At 72.7% G+C, this 14,310-nt stretch carries 11 protein-coding genes; 5 read left to right on the forward strand and 6 right to left on the reverse strand.

Going from position 1 to position 14,310, the window contains the following annotated elements; all coding sequences use genetic code 11:
• Window positions 1-79 precede the first annotated feature (79 nt).
• The 3 genes from ACYVAP_RS07900 (at window position 80) to ACYVAP_RS07910 (ending at window position 5,617) form a co-directional block, all read left to right on the forward strand.
• Window positions 80-1,417: a glutamine synthetase family protein gene (locus tag ACYVAP_RS07900; protein WP_137770737.1), complete on the forward strand. Its 1,338-nt coding sequence runs from the start codon at window positions 80-82 to the stop codon at window positions 1,415-1,417.
• A gap of 13 nt (window positions 1,418-1,430) precedes the next feature.
• Entirely contained in the window at window positions 1,431-4,547 is a 3,117-nt protein-coding gene (locus ACYVAP_RS07905) for a bifunctional [glutamine synthetase] adenylyltransferase/[glutamine synthetase]-adenylyl-L-tyrosine phosphorylase (protein WP_498860238.1), read from the forward strand.
• Window positions 4,548-4,699: 152 nt separating this feature from the next.
• Window positions 4,700-5,617, forward strand: coding sequence for a PD-(D/E)XK nuclease family protein (locus ACYVAP_RS07910; protein WP_498860239.1), 918 nt, complete (start codon window positions 4,700-4,702; stop codon window positions 5,615-5,617).
• Between the two features lie 10 nt (window positions 5,618-5,627).
• On the opposite strand, the gene ACYVAP_RS07915 is transcribed toward ACYVAP_RS07910, so the two are convergent.
• The 3 genes from ACYVAP_RS07915 to glnA form a co-directional block, all read right to left on the reverse strand.
• The gene (locus ACYVAP_RS07915) at window positions 5,628-6,293 is read right to left on the reverse strand and encodes a response regulator (RefSeq protein ID WP_137770740.1); all 666 of its coding nucleotides are present in this window, start codon (window positions 6,291-6,293) and stop codon (window positions 5,628-5,630) included.
• Window positions 6,290-7,609, reverse strand: coding sequence for a sensor histidine kinase (locus ACYVAP_RS07920; protein WP_498860240.1), 1,320 nt, complete (start codon window positions 7,607-7,609; stop codon window positions 6,290-6,292). The genes ACYVAP_RS07915 and ACYVAP_RS07920 overlap by 4 nt, the downstream gene beginning before the upstream one ends.
• A 139-nt stretch (window positions 7,610-7,748) precedes the next feature.
• Window positions 7,749-9,179, reverse strand: a complete 1,431-nt coding sequence (gene glnA, locus ACYVAP_RS07925; protein ID WP_137770742.1) for a type I glutamate--ammonia ligase — start codon at window positions 9,177-9,179, stop codon at window positions 7,749-7,751.
• A gap of 239 nt (window positions 9,180-9,418) precedes the next feature.
• Here glnA and ACYVAP_RS07930 point away from each other — a divergent pair, with 239 nt between their 5' ends.
• A complete protein-coding gene (locus tag ACYVAP_RS07930) occupies window positions 9,419-9,853 on the forward strand; it encodes an RDD family protein (protein WP_498860241.1) in 435 nt (144 codons plus the stop codon).
• A 357-nt stretch (window positions 9,854-10,210) separates the two neighbouring features.
• Here ACYVAP_RS07930 and ACYVAP_RS07935 read toward each other — a convergent pair whose 3' ends face one another.
• The 3 genes from ACYVAP_RS07935 to lipB all read right to left on the reverse strand — a co-directional run bounded on the left by ACYVAP_RS07935 (window position 10,211) and on the right by lipB (window position 12,767).
• Entirely contained in the window at window positions 10,211-10,951 is a 741-nt protein-coding gene (locus ACYVAP_RS07935) for a DUF4191 domain-containing protein (protein WP_498860242.1), read from the reverse strand.
• Between the two features lie 31 nt (window positions 10,952-10,982).
• Complete coding sequence (gene lipA, locus ACYVAP_RS07940; RefSeq protein ID WP_259359850.1) at window positions 10,983-12,005, reverse strand: lipoyl synthase; 1,023 nt, start codon at window positions 12,003-12,005, stop codon at window positions 10,983-10,985.
• Between the two features lie 63 nt (window positions 12,006-12,068).
• Window positions 12,069-12,767 (reverse strand): lipoate--protein ligase family protein, encoded by a 699-nt coding sequence (lipB, locus tag ACYVAP_RS07945; protein ID WP_498860243.1) that lies wholly within the window; start codon window positions 12,765-12,767, stop codon window positions 12,069-12,071.
• A gap of 81 nt (window positions 12,768-12,848) precedes the next feature.
• On the opposite strand from lipB, the gene ACYVAP_RS07950 reads away from it, so the two are divergent.
• A complete protein-coding gene (locus ACYVAP_RS07950) occupies window positions 12,849-14,270 on the forward strand; it encodes a hypothetical protein (RefSeq protein ID WP_498860244.1) in 1,422 nt (473 codons plus the stop codon).
• The last annotated feature ends 40 nt before the right edge of the window (window positions 14,271-14,310 follow it).

Genomic DNA, 14,310 nt, shown 5'->3' on the forward strand with positions numbered 1-14,310 from the left:
GCCCAGCGCACACCACCCACACCCGACCCGCCCCCGGGACAGCATCCCGGGGGCGGGTCGCGTCGTGCACACTAAGGGCATGGATCAGCTGCAGGACGACGTCATCCGCCGGGTCACCGATCACGACGTGCGGTTCATCCGCCTGTGGTTCTGCGACATCGTAGGGACGCTGAAGTCCATCGCGATCTCGCCCGCGGATCTCGAGACCGCCTTCACCGAGGGCGTCGGCATCGACGGCTCCACGATCGAGGGGCTCACCCGCAGCTACGAGTCCGACATGCTGCTGCGGCCGGACCCGCGCACCTTCGAGCTGCTCACCTGGCGCGGCACGAGCAACGCGACCGCCCGCATGATGTGCGACGTGCTCACGCCGGACGGCGAGCCCGCCGCCTCGGACCCGCGCCGTGTCCTCAAGGACATGCTCGCCCGCGTGGAGCAGAAGGGCCTGGACTTCTACACGCACCCCGAGATCGAGTTCTACCTCTTCCAGGAGCCCTACCGGACCGGCCGCGCTCTCCAGCCGATCGACCACGCCGGCTACTTCGACCACGTGCACCGCGGCAACGGCCAGGACTTCCGCCGCGCCGCGATCGAGCACCTCGAGGGCATGAACATCCAGGTGGAGTTCTCCCACCACGAGAACGGCCCCGGCCAGAACGAGATCGACCTGCGCTACGCCGACGCTCTCACCACGGCGGACAACATCATCACGCTGCGCACCGTCGTCAAGGAGGTCGCGCTCGGCATGGACCAGGTGGCGACCTTCATGCCGAAGCCGATGATCGAGCACCCCGGCTCCGGCATGCACACGCACCTCTCGCTCTTCCAGGGCGGGCGCAACGCCTTCCACGAGCCGGGCGCCGAGTACGGCCTCTCCCGCATGGGCCGGCAGTTCATCGCCGGCCTGCTGCGTCACGCGGGGGAGTACTGCGCGGTGACGAACCAGTGGGTGAATTCCTACAAGCGCCTGTGGGGCGCGCAGGAGGCCCCGAGCTACGTCTGCTGGGGGCACAACAACCGTTCAGCGCTCGTGCGGGTGCCCTTCCACAAGCCCACCAAGGGCACCAGCTCACGCGTGGAGTTCCGGGGCCTGGACTCCGCCTCCAACCCGTACCTCGCCTTCGCGGTGCTGCTGGCGGCGGGGCTCGAGGGCATCGAGCAGGAGTACGAGCTGCCCGAGGGCTCCGAGGACGCCGTGTGGGACCTCACCGAGCGCGAGCGCCAGGCGATGGGCATCGAGCCGCTGCCCACGGACCTCTTCCGCGCCCTCGAGATCTTCGAGAGCTCCGAGCTCATGGCCCGCACCCTCGGCGAGCAGGTCTTCGAGTTCTTCCTGCGCGACAAGCGCAACGAGTGGTCCCGCTACCGAGAGCAGGTCACGGACTACGAGCTCGACGCGACCTTCGGGCGCGTGTGAGGGAGGGCATCCCGTGACCCCCGAGCCGCCCACCACCACCGGTGCCCTCGCACGACTGGGCTTCACGAGCACCGAGCGGGTGCGCCGCTTCCTCACCGAGCCGGCGCTGGCCGGGCTCGAGAAGGGCGCGGCGGCCGCGCTCGGCGCGACCCCGGACGGCGACGAGGCAGTCCTCGGTCTGCTCCGCCTCGCGGAGTCCGCGATCGAGGCGGGGCACCGGACCCTGCTCCAGGAGTTCCTCGGGGACGTCTCCACGCCCGGGAAGCCCGGGCATCGGCTGATCCGGCTGCTGGGGACCTCCGTCGCGCTCGGCGACGTGCTCACCCGCCATCCCGAACTGCTCGAGGTGCTGCGCCGCGGCGACGACGGGCTGACCCGGCCCCGGGACGCCGTGCGCGAGGACCTGCTGCGTGCCGTGGGCGCCGACCCCGCCGCCGACGTCCCCCTCGCCGCGCTCACCGGCCGTGAGGCGCGGGACGCCCTCCGCGTCGCCTATCACGAGCGCCTGCTGCAGATCGCCGCGGCGGACGTCGTCGCCGAGGAGCCGGTGCCGCTGCAGCCGCAGGTCTCCGCCGCGATCGCCGACCTTGCCGACGCGGCCCTCGAGACCGCGGCCGCCGTGGCCCGCGGCGCCGTGGACGGGCACGAGGCGGTGCGCTGGAGCGTCATCGCCATGGGGAAGACGGGCGCCCGGGAGCTCAACTACCTCTCCGACGTCGACGTCATGCACGTCGTCGCGGTGGCCGACGGCGCGGACATCGACGAGGACGAGCTCGTCGCGCGCGGATCCGCCCTCGCGCGCGAGCTCGCGCGGGTCTGCTCGGACCGCACGGCCGAGGGCTCCCTGTGGCAGGTCGACGCGAACCTCCGCCCCGAGGGCAAGGACGGCCCGCTCGTGCGCACCCCGGACTCGTTCCGGCGCTACTACACGACCTGGGCGAAGTCGTGGGAGTTCCAGGCGCTGCTGAAGGCGCGCGCCGCGGCCGGCGACCGGGAGCTGGGCCGCGACTTCGAGGCGATGGTCGAGCCCTGGATCTGGAAGGCCTCGACCCGCGACGGCTTCGTCGAGGACACCCGCGCCATGCGCCGCCGGGTGATCGCGCACATCAAGGCCGGCGAGGCGGACAGGAACCTCAAGCTCGGTCCGGGCGGACTGCGCGACGTCGAGTTCACCGTCCAGCTGCTGCAGATGGTCCACGGCCGCACCGACGAGCAGCTCCACGCCCGCACGACCCTCGAGGCGCTCGCGCGGCTGGGGGAGGGCGGCTACATCGCCCGCTCCCAGGTCGAGGAGATGGACGAGGCCTATCGCTTCCTGCGCGCCACCGAGCACCGGCTGCAGCTGCACCGCATGCGCCGCATTCAGGTCCTGCCGACGGCCGAGGGGGACCTGCGCCGTCTCGCCCGCTCGCTGCGGCTGGGCCCCGAGGAGTTCCGACGCCGCTACCAGCGCACCCGTCGGCGCGTGCGGCAGCTCCACGAGGAGATCTACTACCGACCGCTGCTCGTCACCTCCGCGAAGCTCTCCGACGATCAGATCGCGCTGAGCCCGGAGGGCGCCGCGGTGCGGCTCTCCGCGATCGGCTACCGGGACGGGGCACGCGCCCTGACCCACATCAAGGCCCTCACGGACGGGCTCTCGCGCCGCGCCGCCATCCAGCGCCAGCTCCTGCCCGCGCTGCTCGAATGGTTCTCCGAGGGCACGGACCCGGACCTCGGCCTGCTCATGTTCCGGCGGCTCTCCGACGTCATCGGCTCCGAGCACTGGTACCTGGGGCTCCTGCGGGACTCCGGCACCGCCGCCCGCCGTCTCACCGCGGTGCTCTCCACGAGCCGCTTCGTGGGGGAGCAGCTCGAGCAGATCCCCGGCGCCGTGCGCTGGCTGTCCCGCGACGAGGACCTCCGCCCGCTCGGCCGGGAGCACCTGAGCCGCGAGTTCCTCGCCGTCATCCGCCGCGTCGAGACCGTCGAGGCGGCACGGGACGTGCTGCGACGCACCCGCAACCGCGAGCTGCTCCGCATCGCGCTCGCCCACCTCACCGGCCTCGCCGCCCCGCGCGAGGTGGCGCACGCGCTCACCGATCTCGCGGAGGCGGTGCTCGAGGCCGGGCTGCTCGTCGCCTACCACGCCGTCGCGCGGGAGCGGAAGGTCGTGGCCGTCGACTCGGTGCCGCTGCCCGAGGTCGACGCCGTGGACGAGCACACCGCGCCGCAGCTGCGGGAGCGCCGCTCCGACCCGGCCCGCGCCCTCGGCATCGAGATGGCGATCATCGCGATGGGCAGCTTCGGCGCCCGGGAGATGGGCTACTCCTCGGATGCGGACGTCCAGTTCCTGGTCCTGGACCGCGGCGCCGGCGCGGCAAGCGGGGAGATCGGCGTGGCCGTCGCGACGCAGGTCCAGCACATCCTCAACGCCCCCGCCTCCGGGACCGACATGAGGGTCAGCGCGGACCTCCGCCCCGAGGGACGCAACGGCCTGCTCGCCCGCACGCTGCCCGCATGGGTCGACTACTACCGACGTGACGCCCTCACCTGGGAGAAGCAGGCGCTGCTCCGCGCGCGGCCCGTCGTCGCCTCGCAGTCCCTCGCCGAGGAGATCACCACGGAGATGGACCGCCACCGCTATCCGGCCGGCGGCCTCGATCGCGATGCCCGGCGGGAGATCACGCGCATGAAGGCGCGGATCGAGTCGGAGCGGCTGCCCCGCGGCGCCGATCCGGCCCGCCACGTGAAGCTCGGCAGGGGAGCGATGACGGACGTCGAGTGGTGCGCCCAGCTCGTCGCCCTCGAGCACGCCCACGACCACGAGGAGCTGCGCACGCCGTCCACCCTCGCGACCCTCGAGGCCGCGGCGGAGGCGGAGCTGCTCGATGCCCGCGAGGTCCGCGAGCTCACGGACGCCTGGGCGCTGTGCTGGCAGATCCGCCGCTGCCTGTTCCTGTGGAAGGGACGCGAGGGGGACCTGCTGCCGACGGACCGCTGGGACCTCCGCGCCCTCGCCCGGCTGGTGGACGGCGAGGAGGACTCCGCCGCGGACCTCGAGGAGCGGTACCTGCGGCTCACCCGCCGCTCCCGGACGATCGCGGAGGAGATCCTCTTCGGCGACAGCTCGGGGATGTCCGACCGCTGAGGGGCGCGCCACGTCGCCCCGGTGCGCACGGGACGGCCTCCCGCACCGCAGGCCGGGCCCGGCGTAGCCTGGGCCGGGCTCCCGCCACCGTTCCTCCCTCCGGCATCGCCGCCCCCCACCCTCGATCCGTCCCTCCACCACCCTGAGGTGCCATGACCACGCCCCGACTGAGCGCCGACTCCCCGCGCGGACGCATGTACCGCCTCGAGCCGGACGGCCCGCTCGTCTATCCCTCGATCACGACGGTCTCCGGGATGCGCGCGAAGGACCACCTCCAGGGCTGGTACGCCACGATGGCCTCCAAGCGGGCGCTCGAGATGTACAGCTGGCTCGCCCGGAACCCCGACCGGGCCGGGGCGGAGATCTCCCGGGTGACCCGTGATCGCTGGGGCTCGCAGAAGAAGATCGCCGCCGCCGCCGAGGAGCACACCCGCGGCGCGGCGGACTTCGGCACGCTCGTGCACGCGGCCTGCGAGATCTGGGGTCGTGACGGCGCGCGCCCGGCGCGGGCGCAGGTGGGGGAGATCGTCGCCGAGATGCGCTCCGCGAGCGGCGCCTTCGCCACGGAGAAGGACCTCGACACGCTGCTCACCCGCGCGGACGAGCGCCTCGACGGGTACGGCGCCTTCCTCGAGGCCTACCAGCCGGAGTTCGTCGAGGTCGAGCAGACCGTCGTCAACCACACCGTGGGCTACGCGGGCACGACCGATGCGATCGTGAGGATCGGCAACACCGTGCTCAGCGCCGACATCAAGACCTCGAAGAAGGTGCGCGGCGACTACGCGCTGCAGGGCGTCGCGGTCACCCGCGCCGAGCACCTGCTCGACGACGACGGCACCGTCCGGGACATGCCCGAGCTCATGGGCGCCTTCGTCATCCACCTGCCCGAAGGCGGCGGCTTCGCCGCGGTGCCATTGCGCACCGGGGACGCCGAGTTCGAGGTGTTCCGCGCGCTGCGCGCCGCCTGGTCGTTCGTCCCCGAGGACTGCGCCCTCCCCGCGGCGGGATCGCCGAAGGAGCTGCTGCTGTCGCTGCTGCGCGCCAAGGGCGGCCTGGACGACCTGGGTTGAGCCGCCGGGCTCAGTGCTCCGGGCGCAGCATCCCCCGCTCCCGGGCCGCGGCGACGGCCTCCGTGCGGCTCGTGACGGCGAGCTTGTCGAAGACGTGCACCAGGTGCGTCTTCACCGTCGCCTGGGACAGGAACAGCTCGCTCGCGATCGCGGAGTTGCTGCGCCCGGCGGCGACGAGGGCGAGCACCTCGAGCTCACGTGCGCTCAGCGCCGTCGGCGAGTCCCGGTCCCGGAGCCGGCGCGCGATCCGCGGGTCCAGCTGCGCCCCGACGGCATCTGACGCGGATGCGGCACCGGGCGACCCGGCGCCCCGCCCGGCGCGGCGCACGGCCGCCGCGAGCTCCTCCGCCGGGGAGTCCTTCAGGAGGTAGCCCGCGGCGCCGGCGTCCATCGCCGCGAGCACGTCCTGGTCGTTGTCGTAGGTCGTGAGGACCAGCACCGCCGGCGGCGGGTCGAGCGCACGCAGCGGGCCGATCACGGCGGTGCCGCGGGTGCCGGCGCCGAACTGCAGGTCGAGCAGGACGACGTCGGGGGAGACCCGCCGGGCGAGGTCGAGGGCGGCCTCCGCGGTCCCCGCCTCGCCCACCACCTCGATGCCGTCCTCCGCGGCGAGCACCGCGAGCAGGCCGCGGCGCACGATCGCATGGTCGTCGGCGAGCAGCACACGGCAGGTCATCGGGCCTCCTGGGGGTCGGCGGGGCCGGTGGGGGCACCGGGGATCGGGGTGTCCTCCGGGAGCGGGAGCGAGACCTGGACGGCGGTGCCCTCGCCGGGAGCGGACTCCACGAGCAGCGTCCCACCCACCGAGGCGGCGCGGGCGCGGGCTGAGCGCAGCCCGAACCCCTCCGCCGCGAGGTCGAATCCGCGGCCGTGATCGACGACGTCGAGCAGCACCGCGTTCCCCTGCAGGGAAACGGTCACGACGGCCTGCCGGGCATCGGCATGCCGCACCACGTTCGCGACGAGGTTCTCGGTGAGCCGGGCGAGGGCGCGCGAGAGGCTGCGGGGGAGCATCGGGCACGCCGGGTCGGTGAGCAGCTCGTCCCGGAGCCGGAGGTCCAGGTCGCCCTCCGCCGCGCCGCGCGCGACGATCCGCTCGAGCTCCGTGTGGAGGGCGGCGGGAGTGGGCAGCTCGGGCTCCGCGTCGTCCACGAAGCGCCTGGTCTGCACCGAGGTGCGTCGGGCCGCGGCACGGGCCTCGGCGAGCAGGCGGCCGACCTCCCCAGCGTCCTCGCGGTGCAGCGCGCCGTCGGCCGCATCGAGCAGGAGCTGGATGGACAACGAGGACTGCGCGACGGTGTCGTGCAGCTCGCGGGCGATGCGGTCCCGCTCCGCGGCGGTCGCGGCGGTGCGGGTCTGCTCGGCGATGAGGTCCCGGGCCTCGGCGAGCTCCCGGGCGAGGCGGGTACGCCGGTCCACCTCGTGCTGGAGGGCGCGCACCGTGAGCACGACGGCGAGGGCGACGAGGGCCCCCACCACGGGACCGACGATCTCCCCGGCGCTCGGGCTGCCGTCCCGCCCGCCGTAGCCGAGGACGGCGAGGGCGGTCACGACGATCAGCGCGACCACGCCGCCCACGGTGGGCAGGGCGTACAGCACGGCGAAGTCGAGCCCGAAGGCGATCCACACGGTGCCCGGGTCGAGGACGAGCGTCACCGCCCAGACCAGGACCGTGGGGGCGAGGTAGCCGAGCGCCCACCAGCTCCCGTGGGGCGAGGGGGAGTGGCGCAGCGCCCGGCGCGCACCGATCGAGTACACGGAGGCCAGCACCACCAGCAGGGCGACGAGCAGGAGATCCGCCGAGGTCGAAAGCGGGGCGAGCGCGAGGCCCGCCGCGAGCGCGATCAGCAGGTAGACCAGCGCGTGCACCGCCCAGCGCAGCGCCGCGGCGAAGGGCGTGCCCACCAGGTCCACCGTCAGGTCCTGCGCCGGCACGGCCGGGGGGACGGGTTCCGGGGTCGAGGCGACGGGCTCGTGGCGCGGGTGGGACATGGTGCGAGCCTATCCGCGGGGCCCCGGGGCCCCCGGGAACGCGACCGGTGCGAGCCGATGGTTAGGCCCCCGGAACGGGGGACGGGCCCCGACCCTGCACGGATGCAGGACCGGGGCCCGTCAGGACACCGAGATCGGCTCAGATGTCGTAGTACAGCTCGAACTCGTGGGGGTGCGGGCGGAAGCGGAACGGATCGATCTCCGTGGTGCGCTTGAGCTCGATCCAGGTCGAGATGAGGTCCTCGGGGAACACGTCGCCCTCGGTGAGGTAGTCGTGGTCCGCCTCGAGCGCGTCGAGCGCCTCGCCGAGGGACGCCGGGAGCTGCTTGATGAGCTGGTGCTCCTCGGGGGGCAGCTCGTAGAGGTCCTTGTCGATCGGCTCGGGCGGCTCGATGCGGTTGCGGATGCCGTCGATGCCGGCCATGAGCTGCGCCGCGAAGGACAGGTAGGGGTTCGCCGAGGGGTCGGGCGCACGGAACTCGATGCGCTTGGCCTTCGGGGAGGAGCCGGTGACCGGGATGCGGATCGCGGCGGAGCGGTTGCGGGCCGAGTAGACCATGTTGACCGGGGCCTCGAAGCCCGGCACGAGGCGCTTGAAGGAGTTCACCGTGGGGTTGGTGAAGGCCGTCAGCGAGGGGGCGTGCTCGATCAGGCCGCCGATGTACCAGCGGGCGAGGTCGGAGAGGCCGCCGTAGCCGCGCTCGTCGAAGAACAGCGGCTCGCCGTCCTTCCAGAGCGACTGGTGGGTGTGCATGCCCGAGCCGTTGTCGCCGAAGAGGGGCTTCGGCATGAAGGTCGCGGTCTTGCCTGCGTCCCACACTGTGTTCTTCACGACGTACTTGAACTTCATGACGTCGTCCGCCGCGTTGAGCAGCGTGTTGAAGCGGTAGTTGATCTCCTGCTGGCCGGCGGTGCCCACCTCGTGGTGCGCACGCTCGACCTCGAGGCCGGTGTCGCCGAGGATCGCGCAGATCTCGTCGCGCAGATCGGCCATCTGGTCGTTCGGCGGGACGGGGAAGTAGCCGCCCTTGACGCGGGTCTTGTAGCCCTGGTTGCCGCCGAACTCGGACTCGTCGCGGTCCGTGTTCCACGAGGCCTCGTCGGAGTCGATCGCGTAGAAGCCGGAGTTGATGCCGGTCTTGAAGCGGACGTCGTCGAAGATGTAGAACTCGGCCTCGGCGGCGAAGAACGCGGTGTCCGCGATGCCGGTCGAGGTGAGGTACTCCTGCGCCTTGGAGGCGACGGTGCGCGGGTCGCGGGAGTAGGGCTCGTCCGTGAACGGATCCACGATCGAGAAGTTGATGATGAGCGTCTTGCGCTCACGGAACGGGTCCAGGTACGCCGTGTCCAGATCCGGGACGAGCTTCATGTCGGACTCGTGGATCGCCTGGAAACCGCGGATGGAGGAGCCGTCGAACAGCTGCCCCGTCTCCATGGCCTCCTCGTCGAAGGAGCTGGCCGGCAGGTTGAAGTGCTGCATGACGCCGGGAAGGTCGCAGAAGCGGATGTCGATGAACTCGACGCCCTCCTCCTCGATGAACTTCACGACCTCGCTGGGATTGTTGAACACATCTCCTCCATCCGCACCGGGCGGTGCGTCTTGTGCTGTCTCACCCCGGGGCCATCTCGTGCCCCCGGACGTCCCGGCGCCCGAGCATGAGCGCCGTTCGCGGGTGCGCCCAGCGTAGACCGTGGGGATGACGGTCGCCCTGCGCTCCCGCGGACCGGTCGCGGCGCCCCGGACCCGCTCTCGCGCGGGAACGGGGCGGGTCCCAGGGACCGCTCCGCGCCCACGGCTAGGCTGGGCGCGTGATCGAGCGCAAGGACCTGGGCAGCTGGATGGACGGCGCCCCGAGCGAGGCCGGGCACGTCCCCGGGTCGACCTGGGGCCTGCCGGCCGACGGCCCCGGCGCGGTCGCCCCGGCAGGCCGCCGCTTCGCCACGCTGCTCGTCGACTGGGCGCTCGCCTCGGTCGTCTCCGCCCTCGTGTTCGACGACGAGTCCGTGGCGACCCTCGTCCTCTTCGCGACGATGAACGTCCTGCTCATCACGGTCTTCGGTGCGACGCCCGGGCAGTTCCTGCTGCGCCTGCGGGTGACCCCGGTGAGCGGCCGCTCGCCGATGGTGCTGCGCGCGCTGATCCGCGCGCTCCTGCTGCTGCTCGTCCTGCCCGCGGTCATCTGGAACCGCGACCGGCAGCCCCTCCACGACGCGGTCGCCGGGACCGCCGTCGTGCGCGCCTGAGCCCCCGCGCACGCACCGCCACCGCCGGCGCGGATCCCGTGACGCGAGGCCGTTGACCGCCCGCTGGACGCCGCCGCTGCGCACGGACAGCCGTCGGCTTCGCCTCCTCGACCGTCCCGGCGTCCCGCCGTCGCGCTGCCGACGGCGCCTCGACCGGTGTTCCCAGAAGCCGTGAATGTGCGCTCTGACCTGCGCATCCACGAAGATAACGTTCCGATAACGACGATAACGAATAGGTAACGCCGTCTCACGGGTGTCCATCGTCGGGCCCTCCGGCGTCGCCGGACGGCCATCGGACAGCACGGAACCCCGCCGGCAGACGCCGACGGGGTTCCGGATGCTGAGACGATCCGAGGCTCAGCGGCCGCGCATCGCCTTGCGGTTGGGGCGTGCGCGCATCGGGTCGACGCCCTTCGGCACGGCCTGGCGGATCGAGCGCTGGAGAGCCGCGAGACGCTTGGTCACCTGCGCCGCCTCGTCCTTCGTGAGCGTCCTCTTCAGACGCGTCATGTGCGAGGGCAGCTTGTGCAGCGGCACCTGGCCCTCACCGTCGCCCACGACGATCTGGTGGATGGGCACCTCGTCGTGGGGCAGCACCCGCCCGATCGCCCGGCGCTCCTTCTCGATGAGCTTCAGCGACAGGTTCGAGGCGTCCTCGGCGACGATCACGATGCCCGGGCGCCCGGAGGCGCGGAAGAGCATCTTCTGGCTGCGCGGATCGATCTGCACCGGCTCCTCGGAGACGTTCCAGCCGCGACGGATCGACTGCATGGCCGCGAGAGCGGCACCGGGCTGGTCCTTGATCCGCTCGAAGGCGGCGCGCTCCGCACGACGGGCGAGGATGATCATCGCGAGCAGGACGCCCACGGCCAGACCCAGGAACACGCCGTACCAGGGGCTGTTGAACACCAGCCAGCTCAGCAGCACGAACACGACGATCGAGAGCACGATCGCCCCGATCATCAGCGGCGCAGTGGCCTTGTCGACGCTCTGGGTGTACTTGAACACCTCGAGCATCTGCTTGAGCCGGCCGGGCTCCTTCTTCGGCTTCTCGGCGGCGGCGCCCCGGGGCGCGGTGGACTCGCTCTTGCGGGCCATGGTGGTACTCGGTCCTCTCGGTGGTCGGGCGTCAGCCCGCTGCGACCTGCTGCTGGCGGGCGACGACGCTCGCCGCCTCCTGACGTGCCGGCTGGTCCACGTCCAGGTGCCGCAGGTTCTCCGGGATCTCACGGCCGAGCTTGCGCATGGCCTGTGCCCAGAGCTTGCCGGCACGGTAGGAGGAGCGGACCATCGGACCAGCCATGACGCCGAGGAAGCCCATCTCCTCGGCCGCACGGGACAGCTCGAGGAACTCCTCGGGCTTGACCCAGCGGTCGATGGGGTGGTGCAGCTTCGACGGTCGCAGGTACTGGGTGATGGTGATGATGTCGCAGCCCGCGTCGTGCAGCTGCTGGAGGGAGTCGACGATCTCCTCGGTGGTCTCGCCCATCCCCAGGATGAGGTTCGACTTGGTGATCATGCCGTTGTCCTTGGCGAGGCGGATCACCGAGAGGGAGCGGTCGTAGCGGAAGGCGGGGCGGATCTGCTTGAAGATCCGCGGGACCGTCTCCAGGTTGTGGGCGAACACCTCGGGGCGGGACTCGAAGACCTGGGCGAGCGCCTCGCCGTTGCCCTTGATGTCGTCGATGAGGAGCTCGACGCCGGTGCCGGGGTTCATCGCGTGGATCTGGCGGCAGGTCTGCGCGAAGAGCCCGGCGGCGCCGTCGGGCAGGTCGTCGCGGGCCACGCCCGTGATCGTGGAGTAGCGCAGGCCCATCTCCTTGACGGACTGCGCGACCTTGAACGGCTCCATCGGATCCACGGCCATCGGCTTGCCGGTGGCGATGTCGCAGAAGTCGCAGCGGCGGGTGCAGGTGTCACCGCCGATGAGGAAGGTCGCCTCGCGATCCTCCCAGCACTCGAAGATGTTGGGACAGCCTGCCTCCTCGCAGACGGTGTGCAGACCCTGCCCGTGCACGCGCTTCTTCATGGCGCTGTACTCGGGGCCCATCACGGCACGGGTCTTGATCCATTCGGGCTTGCGCTCGATCGGGACCTCGGCGTTGCGCTTCTCGACGCGCAGCAGGCGCCGTCCTTCGGGAGCGATGGTCACCCTCGTGCCTCCTCGGAGTCGACTGTCACGGCAGTCTATCGAGCATGGAGGGCGGGCGGCGGCTCAGCGCGCTCGCGGGGCAGTGCGCTCCGCCACGAGCTCGCGCAGCCGCTCCTCCGCGACGTCGATCACCGCGGAGACGGGCACGCGGCGCCCCAGCTCCCGGCTGATGCTCGTCACGCCCGCGTCGTCGATGCCGCAGGGGATGACGTTCTGCGCCCACGAGAGATCGTTCGCGCAGTTCAGGGCGAAGCCGTGCATCGTGGTGCGCTTGGAGACGCGCATGCCGATCGCGCAGACCTTGCGGTCCTCCTCGCCGTCGCGCACTACCCAGACCCCGCTGCGGCCCTCGACCGGGCACGTGGGGAGTCCGATCTCATCGCACACGTCGATGATCGCGTGCTCGAGGGCGCGGACGAAGCCCACCACGTCGATCGGGGCGGCCAGCGTGACGATGGGGTAGCCGACGAGCTGCTGGGGACCGTGCCAGGTGATCTTGCCGCCGCGGTCGATGTCGACGACCGGTGCGCCGTCCTGCGGCCGCTCGGCCTCCGCCGTGAGCTTCCCGGCCGTGTAGACGGGCTGGTGCTCGAGGAGCAGGAAGGTGTTCGGCCGCTCGCCGGCGACGACCTCGGCATGGATCCTGCGCTGCAGATCCCACGCGGCCCGGTACTCGAGGGGACCGGGGGGAAGGTCGAACTCCTCATGGCGGTCCTCCCCGGGCCGGGGGTCGCTGAGGCCGAGGCGGATCACGTCGAGCACCCGGCCACCATACTCCGGCCACGACCTGCGCACTGTGGACGACCAGCGGGCCGGACACGCACCGTGGACGACACTGCCGCCATGCAGCCATCGGACGACGCCGCCCCCGCACCGACCCCGGCGGGGCACGAGGCCGGGGTACGGGGGCACGGACGCCGACGCGGCGACGGAGCACGCGCTCCCCGCCCCCTCACGACGCAGGAGGATCGGGAGGAGACGCTGCTCGAGGACGGCCGGCAGGGCGTGCGCGTGCGACCGCTCACCGCTGCGGGGGAGCTCCGGGTGCGCGAGGAGATGCAGCTGCTCGCCGAGCTCGAGATGGCCGGGGTACGCGCGGCGCCGGCCGTGCTCGCCGTCGAGGAGGAGGGCTACCTGCGTGAGCTCCTCGCGCCGGTGCGCGCCGGGACCGGGCGCCGCAGCGACCCCGACGGCGCCCCGCACACCGGGGAGCGCGAGGCGCTGGCGGCGGCGCGGGAGGATCTCGACGCGCTGCTCGCCGCTCTCCACGAACGCGGATGGGTCCTCGGGGCGGCGCCGGGCACGGGCCTCGGCCGACGCGCCTCCGGGGGCGTCGCCCCGATCCGGCTCGACGGGCTCCGGCGTTCGGGGAGCATCGGCGACCGGCAGCTCGACCGGCTCTGGGCGGACTCGGTGCTCGAGGACGGCGACCGGACGCTCCGACGCCGCGCCCCCTCGCGGAGCTGGACGGACCTCGAGGGCGGGAGGACCACCGGAGACATCGGAGACGACGGCGATGCGGGACCTGCGGCGGACCACGACCAGGAGGCGCCGCCCGAGGTCCCGGCACCGGAGACCGCACCGGGGATCGAACCGGCGGCGTTCCCGCCATGGCCCGGCCCCGTCCCGGGGGCCGCCCTCCCGCTGCCGGCACCCCGTGCCGCCGGCGGGGAGCACCGCACACGAGCGCGATCCCGCGCCGGCCTGTCCCGTCGCACCGTGGACCGGCTCCGTCGGACGGCCCGACGACGCCCCCGGACCCTCCTCGCCGCAGTGCTGGTCGGAGCCGTCCTGATCGGCGGATGCGCCGTCGTGGGGGCACGGTTCGCCGGGTCCGGCACCGCGGGCGAGGTCATCGCCGACGCCCCTGCCGCCCAGGCGCCGGCCGCGGCCGAGATCACCGACGCCCTCGCGCTCGCCACGGAGCTGGGCGCGGCGCGCCACTCCTATGTCATCGGGGCCTCGGGCACCTCGGTCGCCGTCCCGGGCAGCGACGCCGCGGCGGAGGACGACGCGCTGCGCGCCGCCTACGCCGGCAGCGAGGTGCGCGGCGGGGAGCCGGTCGTCGAGGACGCGGAGCTGCTCGCGGTCGAGGACGGCCCCGGGACGGCATCGCTGCGCGTGGTGACCTCGACCCCCGCCCACGAGGTGCAGGAGCAGGACGGCACGGTGCGCGCCGTCGCGGCGACGGCGCCGTCGGCCGTCGTGCTGCACCTCCAGTGGACCGGCACCCGCTGGCGCATCGCCTCCACCGAGGCCGCGTAGGAAAGCAGGTGGCCCGGCATCCTGGGCAGGATGCCGGGCC

This window comes from Brachybacterium horti (assembly GCF_054777615.1).

Bases quoted from the DNA above. Each gene is read 5' to 3' on its own strand.
- ACYVAP_RS07935 (WP_498860242.1), bottom strand. From the start codon at position 10,951: ATGGCCCGCAAGAGCGAGTCCACCGCGCCCCGGGGCGCCGCCGCCGAG.
- ACYVAP_RS07920 (WP_498860240.1), bottom strand. From the start codon at position 7,609: ATGTCCCACCCGCGCCACGAGCCCGTCGCCTCGACCCCGGAACCCGTC.
- ACYVAP_RS07900 (WP_137770737.1), top strand. From the start codon at position 80: ATGGATCAGCTGCAGGACGACGTCATCCGCCGGGTCACCGATCACGAC.
- ACYVAP_RS07915 (WP_137770740.1), bottom strand. From the start codon at position 6,293: ATGACCTGCCGTGTGCTGCTCGCCGACGACCATGCGATCGTGCGCCGC.
- ACYVAP_RS07950 (WP_498860244.1), top strand. From the start codon at position 12,849: ATGCAGCCATCGGACGACGCCGCCCCCGCACCGACCCCGGCGGGGCAC.
- ACYVAP_RS07910 (WP_498860239.1), top strand. From the start codon at position 4,700: ATGACCACGCCCCGACTGAGCGCCGACTCCCCGCGCGGACGCATGTAC.